The 25508-nt window shown below is 55.5% G+C and carries 22 protein-coding genes; 12 read left to right on the top strand and 10 right to left on the bottom strand.

Annotated features, from left to right (window positions below; translation table 11 throughout):
- Position 1 precedes the first annotated feature (1 nt).
- The 5 genes from Q0816_RS12630 to Q0816_RS12610 form a co-directional block, all read right to left on the bottom strand.
- Positions 2-886, bottom strand: coding sequence for a tryptophan 2,3-dioxygenase family protein (locus tag Q0816_RS12630; protein WP_298850994.1), 885 nt, complete (start codon positions 884-886; stop codon positions 2-4).
- Positions 887-941: 55 nt separating this feature from the next.
- Entirely contained in the window at positions 942-1970 is a 1029-nt protein-coding gene (tdh, locus tag Q0816_RS12625; protein WP_298851471.1) for an L-threonine 3-dehydrogenase, read from the bottom strand.
- A 19-nt stretch (positions 1971-1989) separates the two neighbouring features.
- Positions 1990-2940, bottom strand: coding sequence for a PLP-dependent cysteine synthase family protein (locus tag Q0816_RS12620; RefSeq protein ID WP_298850991.1), 951 nt, complete (start codon positions 2938-2940; stop codon positions 1990-1992).
- Positions 2937-4124 carry a glycine C-acetyltransferase gene (locus Q0816_RS12615; RefSeq protein ID WP_298850988.1) on the bottom strand — a complete coding sequence of 396 codons (1188 nt, stop codon included), beginning with the start codon at positions 4122-4124 and terminating at the stop codon, positions 2937-2939. The genes Q0816_RS12620 and Q0816_RS12615 overlap by 4 nt, the downstream gene beginning before the upstream one ends.
- Before the next feature lie 110 nt (positions 4125-4234).
- Positions 4235-4798, bottom strand: a complete 564-nt coding sequence (locus tag Q0816_RS12610) for an XRE family transcriptional regulator (protein ID WP_298850985.1) — start codon at positions 4796-4798, stop codon at positions 4235-4237.
- A 113-nt stretch (positions 4799-4911) separates the two neighbouring features.
- Here Q0816_RS12610 and Q0816_RS12605 point away from each other — a divergent pair, with 113 nt between their 5' ends.
- Positions 4912-6087, top strand: coding sequence for an acetyl-CoA C-acyltransferase family protein (locus Q0816_RS12605; protein WP_298850983.1), 1176 nt, complete (start codon positions 4912-4914; stop codon positions 6085-6087).
- Positions 6088-6183: 96 nt separating this feature from the next.
- Here Q0816_RS12605 and ubiB read toward each other — a convergent pair whose 3' ends face one another.
- Both ubiB and ubiE read right to left on the bottom strand, forming a co-directional pair.
- Positions 6184-7713 (bottom strand): 2-polyprenylphenol 6-hydroxylase, encoded by a 1530-nt coding sequence (gene ubiB, locus Q0816_RS12600; RefSeq protein ID WP_298850981.1) that lies wholly within the window; start codon positions 7711-7713, stop codon positions 6184-6186.
- A 3-nt stretch (positions 7714-7716) separates the two neighbouring features.
- The gene (ubiE, locus tag Q0816_RS12595; protein ID WP_298850979.1) at positions 7717-8469 is read right to left on the bottom strand and encodes a bifunctional demethylmenaquinone methyltransferase/2-methoxy-6-polyprenyl-1,4-benzoquinol methylase UbiE; all 753 of its coding nucleotides are present in this window, start codon (positions 8467-8469) and stop codon (positions 7717-7719) included.
- An 86-nt stretch (positions 8470-8555) separates the two neighbouring features.
- Here ubiE and mutM point away from each other — a divergent pair, with 86 nt between their 5' ends.
- The 6 genes from mutM to recF all read left to right on the top strand — a co-directional run bounded on the left by mutM (position 8556) and on the right by recF (position 15186).
- The gene (mutM, locus tag Q0816_RS12590; protein WP_298850977.1) at positions 8556-9407 is read left to right on the top strand and encodes a bifunctional DNA-formamidopyrimidine glycosylase/DNA-(apurinic or apyrimidinic site) lyase; all 852 of its coding nucleotides are present in this window, start codon (positions 8556-8558) and stop codon (positions 9405-9407) included.
- A gap of 66 nt (positions 9408-9473) precedes the next feature.
- Positions 9474-10250, top strand: a complete 777-nt coding sequence (locus Q0816_RS12585) for an enoyl-CoA hydratase (protein ID WP_298851469.1) — start codon at positions 9474-9476, stop codon at positions 10248-10250.
- 227 nt (positions 10251-10477) lie between these two features.
- A complete protein-coding gene (rpsT, locus tag Q0816_RS12580) occupies positions 10478-10741 on the top strand; it encodes a 30S ribosomal protein S20 (RefSeq protein WP_298850975.1) in 264 nt (87 codons plus the stop codon).
- Positions 10742-11295: 554 nt separating this feature from the next.
- Positions 11296-12681: a chromosomal replication initiator protein DnaA gene (gene dnaA / locus Q0816_RS12575; protein ID WP_298850973.1), complete on the top strand. Its 1386-nt coding sequence runs from the start codon at positions 11296-11298 to the stop codon at positions 12679-12681.
- A 226-nt stretch (positions 12682-12907) separates the two neighbouring features.
- A complete protein-coding gene (dnaN, locus tag Q0816_RS12570) occupies positions 12908-14029 on the top strand; it encodes a DNA polymerase III subunit beta (RefSeq protein WP_298850972.1) in 1122 nt (373 codons plus the stop codon).
- 59 nt (positions 14030-14088) lie between these two features.
- Positions 14089-15186, top strand: coding sequence for a DNA replication/repair protein RecF (gene recF / locus Q0816_RS12565; RefSeq protein ID WP_298850970.1), 1098 nt, complete (start codon positions 14089-14091; stop codon positions 15184-15186).
- Here the strand turns inward: recF and Q0816_RS12560 are convergent.
- Positions 15183-15749, bottom strand: coding sequence for a carboxymuconolactone decarboxylase family protein (locus Q0816_RS12560; protein ID WP_298850967.1), 567 nt, complete (start codon positions 15747-15749; stop codon positions 15183-15185). The genes recF and Q0816_RS12560 overlap by 4 nt on opposite strands.
- Positions 15750-15849: 100 nt before the next feature.
- Here Q0816_RS12560 and Q0816_RS12555 point away from each other — a divergent pair, with 100 nt between their 5' ends.
- Both Q0816_RS12555 and gyrB read left to right on the top strand, forming a co-directional pair.
- On the top strand, positions 15850-16422 hold the full coding sequence (locus Q0816_RS12555) for a TetR/AcrR family transcriptional regulator (protein ID WP_298850966.1): 573 nt from the start codon (positions 15850-15852) through the stop codon (positions 16420-16422).
- 114 nt (positions 16423-16536) lie between these two features.
- Positions 16537-18954 carry a DNA topoisomerase (ATP-hydrolyzing) subunit B gene (gyrB, locus tag Q0816_RS12550; RefSeq protein WP_298850965.1) on the top strand — a complete coding sequence of 806 codons (2418 nt, stop codon included), beginning with the start codon at positions 16537-16539 and terminating at the stop codon, positions 18952-18954.
- A gap of 512 nt (positions 18955-19466) precedes the next feature.
- On the opposite strand, the gene Q0816_RS12545 is transcribed toward gyrB, so the two are convergent.
- Positions 19467-21035, bottom strand: coding sequence for a winged helix-turn-helix domain-containing protein (locus Q0816_RS12545; RefSeq protein WP_298850962.1), 1569 nt, complete (start codon positions 21033-21035; stop codon positions 19467-19469).
- An 84-nt stretch (positions 21036-21119) separates the two neighbouring features.
- Between Q0816_RS12545 and Q0816_RS12540 the strand changes: the two genes are divergently transcribed.
- Positions 21120-21464, top strand: coding sequence for a hypothetical protein (locus Q0816_RS12540; protein ID WP_298850961.1), 345 nt, complete (start codon positions 21120-21122; stop codon positions 21462-21464).
- Positions 21465-21800: 336 nt separating this feature from the next.
- On the top strand, positions 21801-23468 hold the full coding sequence (locus Q0816_RS12535; protein ID WP_298850960.1) for an ABC transporter substrate-binding protein: 1668 nt from the start codon (positions 21801-21803) through the stop codon (positions 23466-23468).
- A gap of 405 nt (positions 23469-23873) precedes the next feature.
- Here Q0816_RS12535 and Q0816_RS12530 read toward each other — a convergent pair whose 3' ends face one another.
- Positions 23874-24926, bottom strand: coding sequence for a bifunctional GNAT family N-acetyltransferase/class I SAM-dependent methyltransferase (locus Q0816_RS12530; protein WP_298850959.1), 1053 nt, complete (start codon positions 24924-24926; stop codon positions 23874-23876).
- Between the two features lie 100 nt (positions 24927-25026).
- Here Q0816_RS12530 and Q0816_RS12525 point away from each other — a divergent pair, with 100 nt between their 5' ends.
- Positions 25027-25458, top strand: a complete 432-nt coding sequence (locus tag Q0816_RS12525; RefSeq protein WP_298850956.1) for a MarR family winged helix-turn-helix transcriptional regulator — start codon at positions 25027-25029, stop codon at positions 25456-25458.
- Positions 25459-25508 lie beyond the last annotated feature (50 nt).

The following is a 25508-nucleotide window of genomic DNA, read 5'->3' as shown; positions in this document are numbered from 1 at the left end:
ATCAACCCCGTCCGCTGTACATCAACTCGGTGCGTACGTCGTAAAGATCGTGAAAGAACCGCAATTCCAGAGCTTTGCGCAAGAAGGCAACGCCGCTGGACCCCCCGGTGCCCGGTTGCATCCCGATGACGCGTTCTACAGCAGTAGCATGATCAAAGCGCCAACGCTGGAACAGCGATTCCACGTCCATAAGTTTCTCGGCCAACGCGTACAGATCCCAGTATTTCTCAGTATCTCTGAACACCTCGACCCAGATTTTCACCACACGCGGATCGCCTGAATAAGGGTGTGCATAGTCTCGCTCGATCAGGTCTTGCGGTACGGCAAAGCCTTGGCGGTCCAGCATGTGCAGCACCTCGTCATAAAGCGACGGTTTGGTCAGGGCGGCGTTCAGTGTCTCCATCACCTCAGGGTCATGCTCGTGGACTTTCAGGGTCGAGGCATCCTTGTTCCCGAGAATGAACTCGATCTGCCTGTACCCGTAACTTTGAAACCCTGAAGAGCTGCCGAGGGCTTTCCGAAAGGTCATATAGTCGGCCGGCGTCATGGTCAGCAGGGTTTCCCATGCCGCAATCAACTGACGTTGGATCGCCTTGATTCGGTCGAGGTTCTTCATGACAGGGCCGAATTCATCCTGTTGAAGGAATCGGCGCACCTCGACCAGTTGATGGTGCATCAGCTTCAACCACAGTTCACTGACCTGATGGATGATGATGAACAGCATCTCATCAGGTTGCGCCGGATCCTGAAACGTCTTTTGCAGGTTCAGCAGTGTCTTGAGCTGCAGAAAGTCGCCATAGCTGTTGCGATGTGTTTCAGCAAAATCGGTGACCAGGGTGTCTTCTACACCTCGTTGCAACAGACGATTGTCCTTGTCCTCGCCCATCTCATGCCTCCCTAATACAAGTCCTGCACCTGTCTAGGGGCTGTGGTTGTAACTGTTAGGTCCAATCCAGAACAACCTTGCCCGACAGGCCTGATTTCATTGCTGAAAACCCCTCAGCGAAATCATCAATAGAAAAATGGTGCGTGATCACTCGGGACACATCCAGCCCGTTTTGAAGCATCGCGATCATCTTGTACCACGTCTCGAACATCTCGCGGCCATAGACACCCTTGATCGTGATTGCTTTGAATACGATACGCGACCAATCGACCGGAGATTTGCCAGGAGGAATCCCCAGCAGCGCGATCTTTCCTCCCATCACCAGCGCCTCGACCATCTGGTCCAGCGCGGCCTGAGAGCCGGACATCTCAAGCCCGACGTCAAAGCCCTCTTTCATGCCAAGCTCGGCGATGACGTCATGCAAATCGTCTTTTGACACATCAACGGTGCGTACTGAAGGCACCACATGTTCTGCCAACTTCAGGCGGTCGGCATTAATATCCGTGATTACCACGTTTCGAGCTCCGGCATGGCGAGCCACAGCTGCGGCCATGATGCCGATGGGACCCGCGCCGGTGATCAGAACATCCTCACCCAACAAATCAAAGCTGAGGGCGGTGTGAACAGCGTTGCCCAGCGGGTCGAGGATGGCTCCGATCTCATCCGGTATATCGTCGGGCAAGGGGACAACGTTGAAAGCGGGCAGTTTCAGGAACTGGGCAAATGCGCCTTGTTCGTTCACTCCAATGCCGCGCGTGCCGGGGTCCAGATGGAACTTGCCCGCGCGGCTCTGACGGCTGTCGGTCGTGATCAGGTGGCCCTCGCCGGAACACCGCTGGCCGACTTCCAACCCTGTTACGTTGCGCCCGATCTCGACGATTTCTCCGGCAAACTCATGCCCGGTGATCATCGGGACCGGAACGGTGTGAGAGGCCCAATCGTCCCAGTTCCAGATATGGATGTCGGTACCGCAGATACCGGTCTTGTTGATGCGGATCAGGACCTCATCCGGGTCGATTTCGGGGACCGGAGCCTGCACCATCCACAGCCCTTCCTCGGGCTTGGATTTCTCCAGTGCTTTCATTGTGTTGGGTCGCATTTGATCACTCCCACAAATCGGTCGACAGGTATTTCAAGCCGCTGTCACACATGACGATTGCGATGCAGCCGCCTTCTTCGGGGCCGCGAAGCAGTTCAATTGCTGCGGCAAGGTTCGCACCTGCCGAATAGCCGGCGAATATCCCCTCGGTGCGAGCCAGAAGCAAAGAGCAATCTCTCGCGGTCTCTCCAGAAACGGCGAGGTGCCCAGCCAACAAGGTATCCTTCAGATGCTCCAGATCCGGCATGGCGTAGCCCCCGCCCTGAATGGGGTGATCTGGGTTCGATACCGCTTCACCGGCCAAGGCGCGTACACCTTCGGGTTCAACGACATAACACCGCACGCCATGCCGATTCAGGAAACCTGCGGCCCCGGCCAATGTGCCGCCAGACCCGACAAAGTCGCAAAACGCGGTGACTGTCCCTTCGGATTGCGCCCAGATTTCCGGACCGGTTCCGGTTTCATGGGCCTTGGGGTTCCCCGAATGACCAAATTGATCGGCACGAAACGCATTTCGTGCTGCAGTGATCCGTTTCGCTTCGGCATCGACCAGTTCAAGATCAGCGCCCGAGACTTCGCCGGGTTTGCTGCCGGGGGCTTGGGGCACAATGACAACTTCAGCCCCCAAGGCCCGCATCATGCGCGCACGTTCGACCGAGTTTCCGGCGCTCATGACCGCGATGAAAGGGTGCCCAAGAATGCCGCAGACAATCGCCAGTCCTGTGCCCATATTCCCCGAGGTCAGCTCAACCACGGTTTGCCCCTCAGACAACGTACCGTCTGCACGGGCCGCTTCGATGATGGACTTTGCCGCACGGTCTTTTTTTGAAAAGCCGGGCAGCAAATAATCCAGCTTGGCGACGATACGCCCGTTCAGGTTTAGCCGCGCACACAGACGCGACAGCTCGACCATTGGGGTGTCGCCGATTGCGTCTATGACGGATGGCAGGATCATTCGATGACCCCTAGTTCCTTGCCAACCTTGCCAAAGGCCGCCAAGGCACGGTCCAGTTCATCCTTTGTGAGCGCCGCATTCATCTGCGTTCTGATCCGCGCTTGCCCGCGTGGGACAACCGGGAAGAAGAAACCCGAAACGTACACGCCTTCGTCGAACAATCGTGACGCCATTTCCTGCGCCAGAGCAGCCTCGCCCAGCATCACCGGGATGATCGGGTGTTCACCGGGCAGCAGGTCAAAGCCCAGCTTTTCCAACCCGGCGCGCCAGTATTTGGCGTTCCCGAACAACTGGGCGCGCAGCATGTCGCCTTCTTCGACCAGGCGGATCGCTTCCAGCCCGGCGGCGACGATGGAGGGCGGCAGCGAATTTGAGAACAGATAGGGCCGCGCCCGCTGCCGCAGCAGGTCGATCACTGGCTGCGGCCCGGCGATATAACCGCCGATTGCCCCCCCAAGTGCCTTGCCCAAAGTTCCCGTCAGAATTTCAACGTCGACGCCGAAATGATCCGGCGTGCCTGCTCCGTTTGGCCCCATAAAGCCGGTGGCATGGCAGTCATCGACCATGACAATTGCATCATACTGGTCAGCCAATTCTCGGACTTTCGGCAGATTGGCCAGATAGCCGTCCATCGAAAATACGCCGTCGGTCGCAATCATGATATGCCGCGCGCCATCCTCGCGCGCCTGTTTCAACCAGGCTTCGAGATCATTCATGTCATTGTTCAGATAGCGATATCGCTTGGCCTTGCACAGCCGGACACCATCAATGATCGAGGCGTGGTTCAGACTATCCGAAATGATGGCGTCTTCAGGGCCTAACAAAGGTTCAAAGAGCCCGCCATTGGCATCGAAACAGGCGGCAAACAGGATCGCGTCGTCCTTGTTCAGAAAGTTGGCAAGACGCTGTTCCAACTCGCGATGTATGTCCTGCGTACCGCAGATGAACCGGACCGACGCCATGCCGAACCCTTTCGGACCCATTGCGTTCGTTGCGGCCTCGATCAGCGCGGGGTGATCGGCCAGACCCAAGTAGTTGTTGGCGCAAAGGTTGATCACCTGTTTGCCACCTACAGTAATCTCACCGCCCTGAGGCGAGGTGATCATTCGCTCGCGTTTATAAAGACCTTCGTAATCGATCTGCGCGAGTGTGTCCGTGATATGGGACAGGAATGCATCTGCCATGGCGACCTCCGTTCAACTGAGTCGCACATCTAACATAGCGGATGAAATTCCCAAATAGGGGAATTACAGTATGAAGGAAAAATTTCCGTAAAGGCGGAATTTGGCTGATTTCAGGCGTTCTTTACAATCAGGAAAACGCGGGCCGGACCACTGGCCGATATGGAATGCGCTATGTCCGCGGCATACCGAGCGGTGTCTCCCTGGTTCAATTCGGTTACCGCCGTGCCTGAGGTGACTTTGACCGCGCCCTCAAGCACAGTCAGCTGTTCGCGTGCTCCTCGCGCATGGGGTTGGCTGTTCAAAGCTCCATCCTCATCGAACTCAATCTCGTAAACCTCATGCCCCCCGGCCTCTTCCGGTGGGGATAGAATACGTATGCGACAGTTCAGCCCCATATTGTCGATGCTGGGTACTTCGGTATTTCTGAGCACTTCGATTTGGTCGTTGGCCTTTGTACCTTCCAAAAGACCGGCAAAATCGACCTGCAAAGCACGTGTCAGGTTCCACAGGGTCGAAATCGTCGGGCTGCTTTCGCCGCGCTCGATCTGACTGACCATGGACCGGGAGACGCCGCTGAGATTGGCGACCGCCTCAAGGGATAGGCCCTTGGCCCGGCGCGCCTCTTTCAAACGGGCGGGCAGAAGGTTCAGGATATCGTCTGTGTTTTCCGTCATGACGGAATCCATGCGTGTTGCGCAACGTAATGTCAATTCCGAGCGTGACAGTGAGTCTAATATGAAGATCATGCTGCAAGTGCATAATGCGCGCGAAGTTTGGAGGAGAAAACATGACTGATATAGTGATTCTGGACGGTGCGCGCACCGCCATCGGCACGTTTGGCGGCGCTTTGGCGTCCTCTGCGCCGATTGATCTGGCAACTGTAGCAACAGAAGCGGCCCTTGAGCGTTCGGGTGTTGAAGGGGCGCAGGTCGGCCACGTTGTATTTGGTCATGTGATCAACACCGAACCACGCGATATGTATCTGTCCCGGGTGGCCGCGATGCAGGCGGGTATTCCCAATGGAACACCGGCGATGAACGTGAACCGTCTGTGTGGTTCAGGTGCTCAGGCGATCGTTTCGGCGGTACAGTCGTTGATGCTTGGTGATGCCGAGTTTGCTGTGGCGGGAGGAGCAGAGAGCATGTCGCGCAGCCCCTATATCGTCCCTCAGGCGCGCTGGGGTGCGAAGATGGGCGATGTCACTTCGCTGGACATGATGCTGGGCGCGCTGAATTGCCCCTTCGGCACAGGACATATGGGTGTCACGGCAGAGAACGTTGCGGACGAACATCAGATCAGCCGCGAACAAATGGATGAGTTTGCACTGACCAGCCAGACCCGTGCGGCGGCTGCAATCGAGGCAGGGTACTTTGAAAGCCAGATCGCGCCGGTGCAAGTCAAAGTGAAGCGCGATATGGTCGATTTCAAAATTGATGAGCATCCCAAGGCCACGACTGCCGACGTGCTGGCTGGTTTGCGCCCGGTGTTCAAAAAAGACGGGCGCGTAACGGCGGGGAATGCATCGGGCATCAATGACGGTGCAGCGGCCATGGTGCTGGCGACCGCAGAGGCCGCCGAGAAGGCAGGGCTGAAACCCAAGGCACGTGTCATTGGTTATGCGCATGCAGGGGTGCGACCTGAAGTAATGGGCATCGGACCCGTTCCGGCCGTGCAAAACCTGTTCAAGAAAACGGGTCTGTCAGCCGGTGATTTCGATGTGATCGAAAGCAACGAAGCCTTCGCCGCGCAGGCTCTGGCCGTCAATCAGGAACTTGGGCTGGACGCGACCAAGGTGAATCCCAATGGTGGTGCAATTGCCTTGGGTCACCCGGTCGGGGCAACCGGTGCGATCATAACGCTGAAGACGTTGTATGAACTGGAGCGAACGGGTGGGTCCAAAGGGCTGATCACTATGTGTATCGGCGGTGGACAGGGGATTGCCATAGCCATCGAGCGGCTTTGATTTGGAACCGGGCGGGGGGCTGTCAGCCCCCCATCACGCCGCAGGCGCGATTCCCCTCGAAGGTATTTTCAGCCAGATGAAGCAGGTGGGCTGACGTCAGCCGAGCGCCATGATCAGCAGTGTGGCGCCTATGCCTGCGGCGGCACCAATGGCGACCGGAAGAAACTTGTCTGAGATGCCGGAGGCCTGTTGATCGTCTTTTTGGGTTTGAGCGATCAGGGCGTTTTCTACCAATGCGGGCAGGCGCGGACCGAAGCGGGCGAGAACCATAGCGGTTTTCCCGAAATCCCGAAGGGCTGCACGGGGCCCGATGGACTGTTTGATGTAGTCTTCGACCACCGGGTGCGCGACTTCCCAGATGTTCATATGGGGATCCAATGAGCGAGCCACGCCTTCGACGACAACCATGGTACGTTGCAACAGGATCAGTTCGGTTCGTGTCTCCATCCCGAACCGTTCGGTCACTTCGAACAAATAGCTCAGCAGCCGCCCCATGGAAATATGCGTGGCGTCCATGCCGAAAATAGGTTCACCCACTGCGCGCAGGGCGCGGGCAAATTCGTCCACGTCCTGATTAGCGGGAACGTAGCCGGCTTCGAAATGCACCTCGGCCACACGTTTATAGTCGCGGCGGATGAAGCCAAAGAGAATCTCGGCATAGACCCGGCGGGTGTATTCGTTGATGTGGCCCATGATGCCGTAGTCATAGGCAATGATATCTCCATTCGCGGCCACCTTCAGGTTGCCCTGGTGCATGTCGGCGTGAAAATAGCCGTCGCGCAGGGCATGAAGCAGGAACAGGCGCAGCACACGTTCGGCTAGGTCATTTCGGTTGTGACCTGCGGCATCCAGTGCATCATTGTCACCCAGTGCGATACCATCTGCCCAGCTAAGTGTCATAACGCGGCGCGCGGACAGTGACCAAACAACAGGAGGCAGCCAGAACCCCGCGTCGTCCTTGGTATTGGCGGCATATTCTGATGCGGCGGCGCTTTCCAGACGCAGATCCAGTTCGCCGCGCACCACACCGTCGAAATGCTCGATCACTTCCATCGGGCGCAGGCGGCGCGCTCCCGGGGCGCAAAGTTGCACCATGCGGGCAGCGAAATAGAACGCGTCGACATCTTTGCGGAAAGCGCGCTCGATACCCGGGCGCAGGACTTTGACAGCAACATCCTCGCCTGTACTGGTCAGCTTGGCCTTGTGAACTTGCGCAATCGAGGCTGCAGCAATCGGCTCGCTGAATTCGCTGAACATCTCTGAGATCGGTTGGCCCAGCTCTTTCTCGACCTCGGCCATGGCCTCTGCTTTGGAGAAGGGGGGCAGCTTGTCCTGCAGAACGCGCAGTTGCTCGGCCAGTTCATTTCCAACCACGTCGGGGCGTGTCGAAAGTACCTGCCCGAACTTGATATAGGCAGGGCCTAGTGCCGTTAGCGCACGCGTCGCGGGGGGCATCTCGGGGTCGCCCTTGTAGCCAAGCCATTGAAAGGGTTTGCCTAACATATGGGCCAGAATACGTACGGCGCGCGGGGCTTCGAACGCATCAAGAACCACATTCATGGCGCCTGTGCGCTCGAGCGTGGCGCCTGTTCGGATCAGGCGGATGATATTATGTGGGCCACGCATATGTCAGATTTTCCAACCGGAATGCAGCGCGGCGATTCCCATGCTCAGGTTTCGGTATTTGGCGTTCTCAAAACCAGCGGACCGAACCATGTTCAGGAACGTCTCCTGATCCGGGAAATTTCGGATTGATTCCACCAGATACTGGTAGCTGTCATAATCGCCCGCGATCAGTTTACCCATGCGCGGAATGACGTTGAAACTATAAAGATCGTAAAGTTTCTGCAACCCGTCATTGGGTAGCTGACTGAACTCCAGCACCATCAGGCGGCCGCCGGGTTTCAGCACGCGAAAGGCTTCGTTCAGGGCTTCTTGCGGGCGGGTGACGTTTCGGATGCCGAATGAGATTGTGTAAACGTCGAAGGTGTTATCCTCGAAGGGCAGGGACATGGCATCGCCGACCACCCAGTTCAGGCTGTCCGACATCTGATCTGCCTCGGCGCGCTGCCGGCCTTCGACCAGCATCGGTTCGGTCAAATCCAGAACTGTTGCGTGACCATAGCCTGCGCGCTTGAGGAACCGGAACGAGATGTCGCCGGTGCCGCCCGCGACGTCCAGCAGACGTTGGCCTGGGCGCGGGGCCAGCCAGTCCATCATCGCGTCTTTCCAGACCCGGTGGATGCCCATCGACATCACATCGTTCATCACGTCATATTTCGAGGCGACCGAGTTGAAAACGCCCTGCACGCGCCCGGCCTTGTCGGATTCGCGTACGGTTTCAAACCCGAAATGAGTGGTCTTGTCGCTGTTGTCGGACATTTGCCTTGCCGTTTGTCAGATTTCGTCTCTGTTATAGGGCTCTGGAACCGGGGCACAATGCGGCCCTTTGAATTAGGAGCCGTGTAATGCCCGAATTGCCCGAGGTCGAGACAGTAAGACGCGGCCTGAGCCCTGCAATGGAAGGGAGTGTGATAGAACGGGCGGATGTGAATCGCCCTGACCTGCGCTGGCCTTTTCCAGATCGTATGGCCGAGCGTCTAAAGGGACAGCGGGTGGATCGGTTGCGGCGGCGGTCGAAATACATCTTGGCCGATCTGAGCGGTGGCGAGACGCTGCTGATCCATCTGGGAATGTCCGGGCGGATGACTGTGTCAGGCGACCCGTTAGGGCAATTCGCGCACGACCACCCTGCTGCGCAAAAACACGACCATGTGGTCTTTCATATGGCCAACGGGGCGCGGGTAACGTTCAACGATCCGCGCCGGTTCGGAGCGATGGACCTGCTGCCCACGGCCACAGCCGAGGAACACAAGCTGCTATCTGTCTTGGGGCCTGAACCTCTTAGTAACGATTTCCACGAGCAGCACCTGATCGAGGCGTTCAAGGGTAAGAACACGCCGGTCAAATCAGCCCTGTTGGATCAGGGAATCGTTGCCGGTTTGGGCAATATCTATGTTTGCGAAGCGCTTTATCGCGGCAAGGTGTCGCCACGCCGCAAAGCCGGGCAAATTTCTGCAGCCCGCGTCGCGGCGCTCGTTCCGATCATCCGGCAGGTGTTGCAGGACGCCATCGAAGCCGGCGGGTCCTCACTGCGGGATTTCCGCCAAGCCGATGGAGAACTTGGATATTTTCAACATAGCTTTGATGTCTATGGCCGCGAGGGTGAGGCCTGCCGAACCGAAGGATGCGGGGCGCCTATCAATAGAATCACCCAGTCCGGTCGCTCATCCTTCTATTGTGCGCAATGCCAAAGATAGCTTGATCCAAGTTTTTCGCGTGGTAAGGAATCGTACTTGAACGGAACAACCGGAAGCTTTCTTCTCATGGCTTTTGAGACGATCATCGTCGAAATCGAAGACCACGTCGCACTTATCAGACTCAACCGACCGGATGCGATGAACGCGCTGAACACCCAGTTGCTGGGTGAGCTGTGCACCGCACTGGAAGATGCAGACAGCAATGACAAGGTACGTTGCGTCGTGATCACCGGATCGGACAAAGCCTTTGCTGCGGGCGCGGACATCAAGGAGATGTCCGAAATGAGCTTTGTCGACGTCTACAACATCAACTTGTTTGCCGACGCGAATGATCGTGTCACCGCGATCCGCAAGCCGATCATCGCTGCTGTTGCAGGCTATGCATTGGGCGGCGGGTGCGAACTTGCCATGCTGAGCGATTTCATCATCGCGGCGGACACTGCCAAGTTTGGCCAGCCCGAGATCAATCTGGGCGTTATTGCCGGGCTGGGCGGAAGTCAGCGTCTGACCCGGTTTGTCGGCAAGTCCAAATCGATGGACATGAACCTGACCGGGCGTTTCATGGACGCAGACGAAGCTGAACGAGCGGGCCTTGTCAGCCGGGTTGTACCTGCCAAGAAGCTGATTGAAGAAGCTGTGGGCGCGGCGCAGAAAATTGCTGAAAAGTCACAACTGACCGCGATTGCTGCGAAGGAAGCGGTGAACCGCAGCTATGAACTTCCGCTGAGCGAAGGGATGCTTTTCGAGCGTCGGGTGTTTCACTCGATGTTCGCAACCGAAGACCAGAAAGAGGGTATGGCAGCGTTCCTTGAAAAGCGTGCGGCGCAATTCCGCGACAAGTAGCGCGCAGGACACCATCAAAGACGGGCGGGCTTTTGCCCGCCTTTTTTGTTGCTGACTCTGGTTCCAAGAATCGACTTGGCAAATCTTGAAAACTTGACTAAAGAACGCCGTCATACATGCGCGTGCGGCCCGCTTGGCCCGACTCACACTCGTGATTTCCGATCCGGTGCGGATATATCCGTGGCGCGCAACATTAGATAACCGTACCGAACGAAGGTCAGAATCACATGGCAAACTCGCCTCAGGCAAAAAAACGCGCTCGTCAGAACGACAAGCGTTTTGCAATCAACAAAGCGCGTCGTTCGCGCATCCGCACCTATTTGCGTAAGGTCGAAGAAGCGATTGCTTCCGGCGACAAGGACGCAGCGACCACGGCCCTGCGTGTAGCTCAGCCCGAGCTGATGCGCGGCGTCACCAAGGGTGTCTTCCACAAGAACACAGCAGCCCGTAAAATGTCGCGCCTGTCAGCGCGCGTCAAAGCACTGGGCTAAGGCTTTTGGGTGACCTAAGGTCACGTCAGCAAGTCTGAACTATTCTGAAAGGCGTCGCGCGTTGCGGCGCCTTTATTCGTGTTGCCAGAAAACCGCGCCTTCACGAGAACGAGAGATTCTTTCGACCAAAGAACCGAGTCAATATCAGAGTTTCATTGCCGCGCCCCGCTTCGAATTGCTACCACTGATGTCAGCGATTCACTCGCTTGGGGGGACAGGCTGTTTACCCGATTGAACTGACGGGCATCAGAACGATCTGGGGACAATCGTCGACGACTGGCATGAGCCAGGCTGCCGATCTGCCGTGGTGCCCGGGTTTTCCCGGTGATCTCGGCCCTGTCTAAAAATTGAGATTGCATTGTGCAACCCGGTTTTCGGGGCGCTTAGATATTTCTGAGTGCCAAATCCGAGGGTGTACGAGCTTTCCGGGACAATCCCGCCAGACCGTCCGGTTTGGCGCAGGGATACCTTTGCGCGTGAATGCATGTCCGGGCAACCGGCTTCGTATGAATAAGGCCGACTGGTCAATAAGAATGGGATGCGTGAGGCGCTGAATGACACAAGAGAAATGGGGACTACTGCGTAACAAATTGCTAAAGGCCATCGGTCGGAACAATTACACCACCTGGATTGAGCCTTTGGAATTTAAAGAGCTGCAGGATGGCGTGGCGGTTTTCTCCGTGCCGACCAATTTTATGGGCAACTACGTCAGTCAAAATTTTGCGGACCTCATATTGTACGAACTGAACACTGCAGGTGAAACTGTGCAGCGCTTGGATTTCCGCGTTGCTGCGAACTCGCCTGTTCGCCCGAAACCTGTAGCCAAGGCAGTGCCCGAGACACAGCCTGCGCCTGTCATTGCGCCGGTCGCGGACACAGCGCAGGACGCTTTGGAGTCGTTGCAGGCCGCGCCACTGGATTCCCGTTTTACCTTTGACAGCTTTGTGGTCGGAAAACCCAATGAACTGGCCCATGCGGCTGCACGTCGTGTGTCCGAAGGTGGCCCGGTGACCTTCAATCCGCTGGTTCTGTATGGAGGCGTTGGTCTGGGTAAGACCCACCTTATGCACGCCATCGCATGGGAGCTTAAAACCAAGCATCCGGAATTGAATGTTCTGTACCTTTCGGCGGAACAGTTCATGTACCGGTTCGTGCAGGCTCTGCGCGAGCGCAGGATGATGGATTTCAAACACCTGTTTCGTTCGGTTGACGTTTTGATGGTTGATGACGTGCAGTTCATCGCCGGCAAGGATTCCACGCAGGAAGAGTTTTTCCACACGTTCAACGCGCTGGTGGATCAGAACAAGCAGATCATCATCTCGGCCGACCGCGCCCCGGGCGAGATCAAGGATTTGGAAGATCGTGTCAAATCCCGCCTGCAATGTGGCCTGGTGGTCGACCTGCATCCGACCGATTACGAATTGCGCTTGGGCATCCTGCAGAACAAAGTGCAGCAATACAGCTCGACCTATCCTGACTTGACCATTGCAGACGGCGTTCTGGAATTCCTGGCCCATCGTATCTCGACCAATGTCCGGGTTTTGGAAGGTGCATTGACCCGCCTCTTTGCCTTCGCTTCGCTGGTTGGGCGTGAGATCGACATGGAGTTGACACAGGATTGTCTGGCGGACGTGCTGCGCGCGTCTGAGCGCAAGATCACGGTCGAAGAGATCCAGCGGAAAGTATCCGACTATTACAATATTCGTTTGTCCGACATCATTGGTCCCAAGCGCCTGCGCTCTTATGCGCGTCCGCGTCAGGTGGCGATGTATCTGTGCAAGCAGTTGACCAGCCGGTCCCTGCCCGAGATTGGCCGCCGTTTTGGTGGGCGCGATCACACGACAGTCATGCACGGCGTCAAACGCATTGAAGAGCTGAAGCTGACAGACGGTCAGATCGCTGAAGATGTGGAAATGCTGCGCCGGTCGCTAGAAGCCTGATCTGCGCAGGCATTGCAAGAAAATGCCCCGGGTTCTAGCGCCCAGGGCGTTTTCTTGTGCGCATTAATCCACGGTTAGACCAGAACTGAAGCTTGTCGGGCACGCTGCCCTTGACGCTGAGGGCAATCCAACCCAGAAATCCGTAAAAAATCCTTGTACCTCAGGGTGGAACCGCTAACGTGCCAGTCCCGCCCATGTCGGTACGCAAGTCAGAGGAACTGAGGGTATGAAGATCAGCATCGAACGCGGCACCCTTCTCAAGGCCGTTTCGCAGGCCCAATCCGTTGTGGAACGTCGCAATACCATTCCCATACTTGCAAATGTTCTGATCGAGGCGGAAGGCGATGTGGCGCAGTTCCGCGCCACCGATCTGGACATTGAAGTGGTCGACAAGGCTCCGGCGCAGGTCGAGAAAGCCGGGGCGACCACAGTTGCGGCGACCACCTTGCATGAAATCGTGCGCAAACTGCCGGACGGTGCGTTGGTCACGCTGACCGCTGACAGCGCTGCGGGCCGTCTGACGGTTGAGGCGGGGCGGTCGAATTTCTCGCTGGCGACGCTACCGAAAGAGGATTTTCCTGTCATGGCATCCTCTGAGTATCAATCGAATTTCACGGCATCAGCGGCTCTGCTGCGTCGGTTGTTCGACAAGTCGAAATTTGCGATCTCAACAGAAGAGACACGGTACTATCTGAACGGTGTATACATGCATGTGGCCGAAGGGTCCGAAGGCGGCAAAGTGTTGCGTTGCGTGGCCACCGATGGTCACCGTCTCGCTCGGATCGATGCCGACCTGCCAGACGGTGCGGCGGAAATGCCGGGTGTGATCGTGCCGCGCAAAACCGTGGGCGAGCTGCGCAAGCTGCTGGATGACGATGAAATGGATATCGCCGTGTCAGTCAGCGAAACCAAGGTCCGCTTTGCCACGCCGGATATCACGCTGACGTCGAAGGTCATTGATGGCACCTTCCCTGACTACACACGCGTTATCCCGCAAGGAAATACCCGCAAGCTGGAAGTGGATGCTGCCGAGTTCGCGCAGGCTGTGGACCGGGTGGCGACTGTGTCGTCCGAGCGGTCGCGTGCGGTGAAGCTGCAGTTGGATGGCGACAAGCTAATCCTGTCCGTCAACGCACCGGATAGTGGTGCGGCCGAGGAAGAACTGGCTGTCGCCTATGGTGATGAGCGGCTGGAGATCGGTTTCAACGCCAAATATCTGCTGGAGATCGCCTCGCAAGTGGATCGTGAGAACGCTGTATTCATGTTCAATTCAGCCGGTGATCCGACCTTGATGCGCGAAGGCAATGATCTAAGCGCGGTCTATGTTGTCATGCCGATGCGTGTCTGATCGCGCTGGTTCACGATGCCTCCGGCAGGAGTATTTAAGAGAAGACGAAGGGAGGGGTCATGGGATTGGCCCTGACCGAGCTTACGGTCTCGCATTTTCGGTCTCATAAGCTGGCGCGCTTGTCTCTGGAGGGGCGGCCGGTGGCCATTCACGGCCCGAATGGGGCCGGAAAGACCAATATTCTGGAAGCGGTGTCTTTGTTTTCACCCGGTCGTGGGATGCGGCGTGCGAGTGCGGCTGAGATGACGCGACGGCCCGAGGCATTGGGCTGGAAACTGTCCGGGCTTTTGCGATCGCAGGGGCAGAATTTCGAAATCGAAACTTGGTCAGAGGGCGGCGCCGCGCGCCAAGTTAGGATCGATGGCAAATCAGCAACACAAATCGATCTGGGAAAACTTGCACGGGTGGTCTGGCTGGTGCCATCCATGGACCGCCTGTGGATTGAAGGCGCGGAAGGCCGGCGGCGGTTTCTTGATCGCATTGCGCTAAGTTTTTACCCATCTCACGCAGAGGCATCGCTGACTTACGAAAAAGCGATGCGCGAGCGTAACCGATTGCTGAAAGAGCAAGTGCGGGATGCGCATTGGTACGCCGCGCTCGAGGCTCAGTTGGCCGAGATGGGGCACCGTATCCATGCCGCGCGGCTTGAAGCGTTGACGCATCTGCGGGCAGCGCAAGATCAGGCGGAGACGGCTTTTCCGTCTGCCGAGTTGGAATTGGTGCAAGCTGAAGGTGCGATGCCCGAGACGGTCGACGACCTGCGCGAAGCTCTGAGCGAAAGCCGGTTCAGAGACTTGGCGGCGGGCCGGACTTTAGTTGGGCCGCATCGGTCGGATCTGAATGGCGTGTTTACAGCTAAAGGTGTTCCGGCCAAGGATTGCTCGACCGGTGAGCAGAAAGCGTTGTTGGTCTCGCTGATCCTGTCAAATGCCCGAGCTTTGGCCGCGATGGTGGATGCGCCACCGATTGTATTGCTGGATGAGGTGGCCGCCCATTTGGACGCGGGTCGACGCGCAGCACTTTATGACGAGATTTGTGCGTTAGGGGCTCAGGCCTGGATGACGGGCACCGGGCCTGAACTGTTTGCAGAGTTGGGTGACCGGGCCCAGACGCTGATCGTTACAGAAGGCGATGGGGGCTCGGTCGTAGTCACTTAGGCTGGTTCGTTGACTTTACGTTCCCACAGGAAGCCGCGCATGACCTCATCGACCGGCGTTTGGGCCATGTGGTTGACGTAGTTTGACATGGTTTTCTGTGCCAGACCCAGTATCACGTCCAGAACGGCACGGTGCGAATAGCCCGCGTCAAAGAACGCCTGCAGCTGTTCCTCGGTCGGGTTGCCGCGTGTTTCCATCACTTGCAAGGTAAACGTGCGCAACGCCTCAAGCTTGGCTGAGGGCAGCGGAGTTTCGTTGCGCAGGGCCTCGGAGATCTCATCCGAGACCTTCATCATTTTGGCAATTCCAGTGTGCGCAGGCACGCAATAGTGACATTCGTTTTCCACGTTGATGGTCTGCCAGACAACGGTTTTTTCGTCATTGTCGAAATCGGTCTGCAGGAACAGGCCGTGCAGGACCTGATAACCTTCCAGGTGCTGCGGACTTTCGGCCATCACCTTGTGCAGACCGGGCAACCGGCCAAAGGCGGTCTGCGACTTTTCCAGCAGAGGTTTGGATCCTTCGGGTGCGGACTCGAGGTGATGAGACGGGAAATTGGCCATGTCGGAACTCCTGTTTCTGGCGCGATGAGTCGTATTTAGGGTTTCTTGAGTGATCGCTCAAGTATATATTTGAGTGAACGTTCAAGAATTGGTGATGCTGATGCCACGTAAACCCGCATATGATCGTGAAGCATTGATCGCGAAGGCGAGGGATATCTTCTGGCGCCAAGGCTGGGCCGGTACATCTCTGAAGGATCTGGAGCGGGAACTGAAACTGAAACCCGGCAGTTTTTACGCGGCTTTCGGGTCGAAGGATGCGCTCTATGCACTGACGCTGGAGAGTTATGCGAATGAGGGTGTCGCACGCATAAAGGCGCTGGCGGAGAATCTGGGCCCGAAAGAGGCGCTGAAAGCGCAGCCCCGCTTGGTGATCGAGGCCATCGAGAACCCGACGAAAGCCTGCATGTTGGCAAAGACATATGCCGAGTTGCAGGCGAAGGATCATGAACTCGCGGATCAGGCAGCGCGTCACATGGCGGAAATGAAGGCATGTTTTGCTGAACTGTTTCGCAGCGCTCAGGATGCCGGTGATATCCGGTCCGAACATGATCCGGATCGGCTGGCAGCGCGGTATCAGTCGGACATTCTTGGGCTGCGATTGTCGGCGGAACGCAAGGATGTCAATGCGCTGGAAATTGCTGCGGATATTGCGTCTGATATCGACCGGTTATGAGCCGGGTCCCGGCGGGTAAAAAACGACTCATACAAACACAAAATATTGGGGGATCGCGTGACAATCCCCACAAGAAAACGTATAAGTTACCAAAATAATATAGGTACTGACTGAATGTCCGAAGACGCACAGGCTCCTCAAGAATACGGCGCTGATTCCATTAAAGTTCTCAAAGGCTTGGAAGCCGTTCGTAAGCGCCCCGGCATGTATATCGGAGACACGGATGACGGCTCGGGTCTGCACCATATGGTGTATGAGGTTGTCGATAATGGGATCGATGAGGCTCTGGCTGATCACGCAGACCATGTGACTGTGAAAATCCACGCGGATTCGAGCGTCTCGGTCAGCGATAACGGGCGTGGAATTCCTGTCGATATTCACCCTGAAGAAGGCGTCTCGGCCGCTGAAGTCATCATGACTCAGCTGCACGCTGGCGGTAAGTTCGACAGCAATTCCTACAAAGTGTCGGGCGGCCTTCACGGTGTGGGTGTTTCGGTCGTGAACGCACTGTCGGATTGGCTGGAGCTACGTATCTGGCGCGCTGGCAAGGAGCATGTCGCACGCTTTGAGGGCGGCGAGACGGCGGAGCATCTGAAAGTGGTCGGTGAGTGCGGTGACCGTACGGGAACCGAAGTGCGTTTTCTGGCCTCGACCAACACGTTCTCGAACCTCGAATACTCGTTTGAGACGCTCGAGAAGCGCTTGCGCGAGCTGGCCTTCCTGAATTCGGGCGTGCGGATCATCCTGATCGACGAACGTCCTGCGGAACGGCTGGAAACCGAGCTGTTTTATGAGGGCGGCGTCAAGGAATTCGTCAAATACCTCGACCGGTCCAAGACCCCGGCAATGCCCGAGCCGATCTATATCAAAGGCGAACGCGACGATATCGGTGTCGAAATCGCGATGTGGTGGAATGACAGCTACCATGAAACGGTTCTGCCCTTCACCAACAACATCCCGCAGCGGGATGGCGGGGCTCATGTGGCCGGTTTCCGGGGTGCTCTGACACGGACGATCAACAACTACGCGCAATCCAGTGGGATTGCAAAGAAGGAAAAGATCAGCTTTACCGGAGACGACGCGCGCGAAGGTCTGACCTGTGTGCTGTCTGTAAAAGTGCCAGACCCAAAATTCTCCTCTCAAACCAAGGACAAGTTGGTCTCGTCCGAAGTGCGACCGGCGGTTGAAGGCTTGATGAACGAAAAACTGGCCGAGTGGTTCGAGGAAAACCCGAACGAGGCCAAAGCGATCGTCGGCAAGATCATCGAGGCCGCTCTGGCCCGTGAAGCCGCACGCAAGGCGCGCGAACTGACCCGCCGCAAGACGGCAATGGATGTGAATTATCTGGCTGGCAAGCTGAAAGATTGTTCGGAAAAAGACCCATCCAAGACCGAAGTTTTCCTTGTCGAGGGGGACTCGGCTGGCGGTTCAGCCCAAACAGGTCGGGATCGCCTGACGCAAGCGGTCCTGCCGCTGCGAGGAAAGATCCTGAACGTTGAGCGCGCGCGGTTTGACCGGATGTTGTCATCGCAGGAAATCGGTAACCTCGTGATGGCGTTGGGTACGGGCATTGGCCGGGATGAGTTCAACGTCGAAAAGCTACGCTACCACAAGATCGTCATCATGACTGATGCGGACGTGGATGGCGCGCATATCCGAACGCTGCTGCTGACCTTCTTCTATCGCCAGATGCCGGAGTTGATCGAGGGTGGATACCTCTACATCGCGCAACCACCGCTCTACAAAGTATCGCGCGGTAAATCCGAGGTGTATCTGAAAGATCAGGCCGCACTGGATGATTACCTGATCAACCAGGGTGTCGAGGGGGCTGTGCTGAAGCTTGGTTCCGGGGAAGAGATCATAGGTCAGGACCTGACCCGCATTGTCGACGAAGCACGGCAACTGAAACGTGTTTTGGATGCCTTCCCGACTCATTACCCGCGCCACATTCTGGAACAAGCAGCCGTTGCCGGTGCCTTTGTACCTGGCGCTGTTGACGCCGATCTACAAGGCGTGGCCGACAAAGTTGCCGCCCGTCTCGATCTGATTGCACTGGAATACGAGCGCGGCTGGCAGGGTCGGATCACACAGGACCATGGTATTCGTCTTGCCCGCATCCTGCGCGGTGTCGAAGAAGTCCGCACGCTGGATGGCCCCATGTTACGCTCGGGTGAGGCCCGCAAGACCGGCAGTTTCACGCAGAGCTTGCAAGAGGTCTATAACACACCGGCTACATTGATCCGACGTGATCGTTCCCAGTTGATCCACGGCCCGCTGGATCTGCATCGCGCCATTCTGGAAGAAGGCGAAAAAGGTCTTTCCCTGCAACGCTACAAAGGCTTGGGCGAGATGAACCCTGACCAGTTGTGGGAAACGACGCTCGACCCAGATGCCCGTACGCTGTTGCAGGTGCGGGTGGATGACATGGTTGAGGCCGACGACCTGTTCACCAAACTGATGGGCGACGTCGTGGAACCGCGCCGGGAATTCATCCAGAAAAACGCTCTGAGTGTCGAAAATCTGGATTTCTGACTGTTTTGTAGGGGCGCCCATAGTTTTGCGTTTCGCCTAAAGATTTGCATCTTTGGCCCAAAGCGTTGGGCGCAATAGCCACCTACTGATTTTCGAATTCAAAGCTAATTTCGCACAGTGCAAATTTTGGTTGGCCCAATGCCATGGTCGTGGCCCCCGTGAAGCTTGAGGACTGCTGCTTCCAGCCCGAAGCGGACATTCACAACTGGACTTTGTAGTTCTCGAGATCGGGGCAAAGCACAATTTTGGCTAGAGTTCACATAGGATTGCTTTCGGGCAGGCTAAGAATATCTCTTTTCGCCGCTGAAAGAGACGCGTCTGTCTTCTCAAAACCCGCTAGAACTTTCCGTTGTCGTTCTTCCATTCGTTGCGCGGAGGAAAGGGTTGCAGCTCAATAGTGTTAGCCGAAATCCAAGAACATTACATAAGATGGGGAGACCACTAATGGTGGCAAATGAACACTACCCATTGTTAGGAATACATCCGGCGCAGCAACAAGAAATCTAATAAAGTCAATCCGGAATGCCTGCTTTTCGCAGCAGGTCAGTAATGCGTTTCAGGATTTCGGCGTCGCGATACGGTTCGTGCTGACGAAACATTGCGAGAGTGAATCTCGGATGGGTCTGGCGCATGGCTGCAACTGTTTCGGCAGCCAGTTTGGATTGGCCAGCCATGCCTTGAGCCGTGGCCAATAAAGTATAGCCGTAAACCGTCGCGGGCACCCGCAACCGATATTCCTCGGCCAATATAATCGCTTGTTCGTATTCACCCATCAGGGTCAGACATTGAGCATAACAATACAGCGCGTCATTGTTGAGCACGAGCGACGAGTTGATAAGTTCCGCAAAAAGCTCCGTCGCCTTTTTTACGCTTCCGCCGTAGATATGCACAATTGCATATCCCCACAAATAGCTTCGACCCGCCTTACGCCCTTGATCGGCCCGCTTTTCAGCTGCCTCATGCTCGCCCTCCATCATCAAAAGCACAGCATCCAGGTGAAGGGCGTCAGGACGGTTCGGCCATCGCGAGATCAGCGCATCAACCAGAACCCTGCATTCGCGCAGAGCGTCAATCTGGCTGGCATCAATCAACGAGCGCGCCTCCATCCAAAGTGCCCAGGCGTCAGCGACCATCGCATCAAAATAATCTGGGTCAATGTCCAGCGCCCTGCGATACATGCGACGGGCTGTCTGAAAAGACTCGGGCCTGTATTTGATGTGTTCCAGCAAGCCTTGATGAAAATACTCCCAAGCCTGAACACTTCGCGTCTGCCGAACGGCCAAGTGCGCAACCTCGCCATCGGTAAGCGCGACCTGGGTTTCCGCGATAATTTCACCGACCAGATCGTCCTGAATTTCGAAGATGTCGTACACACGCCGGTCATAGCGCCTCGACAGAACAATGGCTCCGTTGCTGTTGTCCAACAGTTGAACCGTCACCCGAACCTTGTCACCCGCCCGCCGTACTGTGCCCTTGATCAGGAACTCGGGCTCAAATTCCGTGTCCGCGTTCTCGGCGCGGATGAATTCTCCGCCAAACGTATAACGTGATGGCACTGCCAAAACTGTCAGCGTCCGTACCATCGACAAGCGCGCAATTAGGTCTTCGCTTATTCCCTCGGCAAAAAACGTCTGCTCCTGATTGTCGTTCAAGTTAGTGAATGGCAGGACCGCAATCGCCCGGCGTCCCGCAAGATCGGGCAGGGCAAGGGCTGGAAGATGTGGCGTCGCGCGGCCCGAGTTGAGCCGATAGCCGCGTCGTGGCAGGGTCTGGATTACCTTGTGATCCCGATCACAAATGGCGCGGCGAATGTCAGAGATGCATTGAACAAGACTGTCATCAGTAACAAAAGTATCGCCCCAGACTGAGTCAATCAGGTTGTCCTTGCTTACGACCCTCCCAGCCTGAGCAGCCAAAAGACACAACACCGCAAGACTTTGGCTGCGAAGGTCGACGGGCGCTCCGGATGCATCGGACAGTCCCAGCAATTCAGGGTCAAATATGAAATCTCCGAGAAAGATTATCGGTTGTGATTTCGTCTCAATTTCGGACCCGTTTCGGGACAATTCACCAGCTGACATGTCCAATTGTTCCTACTGGCTGCCCCGTTCAATTCGATAGGTCGTCGCATTGGGTGGGCCACAATACACTTGGAGGTTAACACAATGAACATTTCTGCACCAATAATTGCACTGTGCATACTAACCAGCACTGCCCATGCTGAGTCGATGATAAGCGAGCTTTGTGGGCAGGACCATATAAACGAAGTTGCCGCATTAGATGATGTGATGCCAAATCCTGATGGCTACTACGTGCGAAGCATGCAAACCCAACTTAGTCACGGAGATGCGCGGATTGTTGAAGCCGTGGGTACGACTTTCCACCTTTGCCTTCGCAGTGCTGCAACGCCCGACATGGACACCAGCCGCGCGATCAACTTTGCATCCCAAAAACGGATCAAATACCTGTTTGTACCGGTGTCCTATAACAACATCATAGCCGGTTTTTGATGCCAACTATTCAAAAGGCAATGGAGGCCCGAACGGGCTTCCGCCGAATAAGTTCATGGAATGCATGAAGAGAATGTGTTGGTATCTGGGGCGGATCCGAAAATGCCGAAATTTTCCCGTGTTCGCGCCTATACTGTCTGGCGCCGTACTGAATATGAAGGTCAGTAATCGCGAGTGTCAAATCTTCGTAACCCCGTTACGCGGTGCACCTACTCAAGCAAGCCTTATCATCGCGCATTCACAGATTAGTGGTTCATTTCGAATGCGAAACGAACTTCAAGTCCCCAAAAAGTTCTGATTATCGTCTACAATGCTCGTCATTCACGTGAGGAGATTATGAAATTCTATACATCAGGTAGCGACACTCTGCCAACACGCATCGAAGAATCCGCTTTGGAAGAAGGGTGCAAAAAAGACGCTGCCAGCCGACGTGAGTTTTTGGCCATTGCGACAACATTCGGTGCCACAACATCAACCGCCTATGGGATGTTGGGCATGTGTGCTCCAGCGCAAGCATCGGAAGTGCCCAGGATCGGAGGAACGCTCCGGATCGGGATGATTGTGAGCGCTGGAAAGGACCCACGTTCCTATGATGGCAGCCCGCTGGCCAACATCAGTCGTGGCTGGTTGGAATACCTTGTGCGCTACACACATGCGTTCACATTCGAACCGATGCTTTTGGAAAGCTGGGAAATCAGCGAAGACGCAATAACTTACATTCTGAATGTGCGTCCAGGCGTGACCTGGCACAACGGTGATGCGCTGATTGCCGATCACATCGCCTACAACATTGCCCGCTGGTGCGAACAGGATGCTGAAGGCAACTCGATGGCAGGCCGGTTTGGCACACTTATTGACCCTGATACCGGTGTCGCTGCTGTTGGGGTCATTGAGGTCGTCGACAATTTGACGGTTCGCCTGAACCTGCCCAAACCGGATATTACGTTGATCGCTGGTATGGCCGATTATCCGGCGGCAATCGTACATCCCAGCGAAGGAAACGTGGATCCGTTCCGTTCCCCGATGGGCACAGGCCCCTACACCCTTGAAAGCCACGAGGTTGGAGTGAAGGCGGTACTGGTTCGTAAAGAGGGGCACAGATGGTGGAACGAAGGCAACGGGGCTTATTTGGATCGGATCGAATACATCGATGTAGGAACAGATCCGGCGGTCCTCTTATCAAGCTATGAATCCGAAGAAATTGACGCGAATTTTGAATCCAGTGGTGATTTCGTCGCCTTGCTGACCGGGCTGGACCTGGAGCAGAACGAAGCGGTAACGGCGGCAACCATTGTCATCCGGCCCAATCAACTCGCTGAAGTGGAGGGAAAGCGACCTTATTCTGACCCACGCGTCCGGCGCGCGCTATCTATGGCGGTAGATAACGCGGTCTTGTTGGAACTCGGTGTCAATGGGCTGGGTATCCCCGCTCAGAACCATCATGTCTGCCCGATCCATCCTGAATATGCCGAAGTGGACCGGTTGCCTTATGACCCGGCAGGAGCAATGGCGCTTCTCAAAGAGTGTGGGATGGAAGACTTTGAGCATGAGTTGATCTCGATTGACGACGACTGGCGCAAGAACACAACCGATGCCATGGCAGCGCAATTGCGAGACGCGGGTATCAAAGTCAAGCGCACCGTCATTCCGGGCGCGTCTTTCTGGAATGATTGGGCAAAGTTCCCATTCAGTTCTACTAACTGGAACATGCGCCCGCTTGGCGTTCAAATCTTCGCGCTTGCATATCGGTCTGGAGAAGCCTGGAACGAAACGGGCTTCAACAATGCCGAGTTCGACCGCCTTTTGGCGATTGCCCTGGCTACTCCGAACTCGGACACACGCCGGGGCATCATGACCGAATTGGAGGAAATTATGCTGGAGGAAGGGGTCGTGACACAGCCGTATTGGCGTTCACTTTACAATCACAATCGGCTGTATGTGAAGGACATGGGCATGCATCCGACTTTTGAAATTCACATAGACAAAATCTGGCTTGACACCTGACACTAAGTGCCAGCTGACCGTCCTCCCGCGGAGGGGGCAACAGGTGTGATTTAAAAATAAACATTTGCAAAGTTGTCTACACAAACCATAGTTTTGCGTTCACCGGCGCGGCAGTCGGTCGGATTGGATTTGGGCGCTTAGACATACTGCGAGAGTCCTGTTCGGGGATTTGCGTATTGTTGTCGTATTGCTTGTACGTCCGGGGCGCCCGCCGAAGTCATAATCTACGCTGCATCCGCATTAGGCCGGTATATCCGCAAAGGTGGAATTGCAAAGCCTCGATTTGAAAGTCTGCTTCGGGCTGCCACCAGCCAACCGAACTGATTGCTGAGAAAGACAACTTTGACTCTTCTTAGCCTTTTTGCGGCATGGCAACGGACGTCAACCTCATTGAAAAGGAAGTCATCAGGATCTTTCTTTTTGAATAGGCCGTCGAACAAACAGGGTTTCAGGTTTATCAATCACTATTTCCCAAACAACGTTGCTTGAAGCAAAAACGTCTTTGAATCCCTGCATATTCGATGGCTCGTCCGAGATCAGGACCCAACCTTCATCGGACACGCTACCGATCAATCGGTTAAGCACCTCCAGCCGATCTTTTTCCAACAACATGTGCAAGGTGCGATCTATGAGCAATACGTCGAACTTATCTTCGGGAACAAAGATCCTTATGTCTTCGACGATGCCCTCAACACTTAAATTCTCGTGACGTGCTGCTTCAAGCAAATCACGAATGCCATTGGGAGAGATGTCAACACCTACAACGCTGTGACCCAATCGGGCAATGAACAACGCGTCACGGCCTTGACCGCAGCCAATGTCCAACACGCGCAGTGGTTTGCCAGAGTATTGTTTGAAAAAGTCGACAAAGACTTGAGTGGGTTCTCCAAGTGCATTGCGCGTTGACCGATAAAGCTTGTCGAAGTTGTACGGTATATACAGGCCCAACATCTCTGTTGTTGAATTTGACAACCCTTCTTCCAGCTCAAATCCATTTTTTTTCAATACTCTGGCAGAAGCTGGGTTGCCCGTTTCAACACCGCCATAAAGCTGCACCGATTGGCCGTCGGCCCTGTACCATGTGATGAGACCCGAAATCAGTTCGGTCGCATAGCCTTTCCCCCAGGCGCGTTCGCAAAAAAGATACCCCAGATGAACTGTCTTAAGCGTTTCGGGTTCTAAAAATTCAGCTAAGATCAGAAGACCCAAAAGGCTATCATCAGCTCGATCTCGAACCGTCAATACCTCGCTCTCGGCAGCCCGTTCGTTTATCCAGTCCTTTATCGAGGAACCGGTATCATGAATCTGCAACGGTTCAGGCAGATGTTGCAAAACAGCAGGTGTTAGAACGTTCTTAAGTTTATCAGTCAATTGGCGTCGTTGTTCACCATTGCTCACTGTCTCTGACCAGCTTTGAACTCGCAAGCGCGTGGTCTCAAATTTCCTTGTCTGTTCCAAAGGGTCTACCTCGATTTGATTACTTGCAAAGTTGCGGAAGCACTATTGACTTCGCGCGCATACAGGTTAGTTAGAGTGACTGACTAAATAGGATGGTAGCATGAAGTTGGCAAGGCTGATCGAACTGGCGCACAGACAAGGCCACAGACAGTGGGCGAAAGCAGGCGGGCATCTGGGGATGACCCACAGCGAATACGAGTATCTTCGCGCGATAAAGGATCAGGAAGCCAAAAAAACGGGCAAAGATGATCATGGGCAACATCTTCAAGATGTTGTCGATGATATGGGTGTTCGAAAAGCATCAGCCAGTGCGATGGTCTTGAAGCTTGAGGAGCGTGGGTTAGTCGTGCGTTTCCCTTGTCAGTACGACGCCCGCGCTCAACACATAATGCTAACTGAACAAGGTCAAAACCTACTGTCTTCTGGCGAGCAGATCTATGAAGCAGCAGCGAAGGCGCTGCTTGAGGAACTGTCCGAAGATGACGTCAGAGCGATTGAAATCGCAGTAGGGCAGCATTGGAAACCGGTCTGACAAGCGTTTTGCAGCTTAAAGTAAGTCAGACTGACTAACATAATAAGGAA

The organism is uncultured Ruegeria sp., assembly GCF_947497005.1.
Taxonomy (GTDB): Bacteria; Pseudomonadota; Alphaproteobacteria; order Rhodobacterales; family Rhodobacteraceae; genus Ruegeria.
Note: the sequence above shows the minus strand (reverse complement) of the source record. Positions and strands in the feature narration are given on the sequence as shown.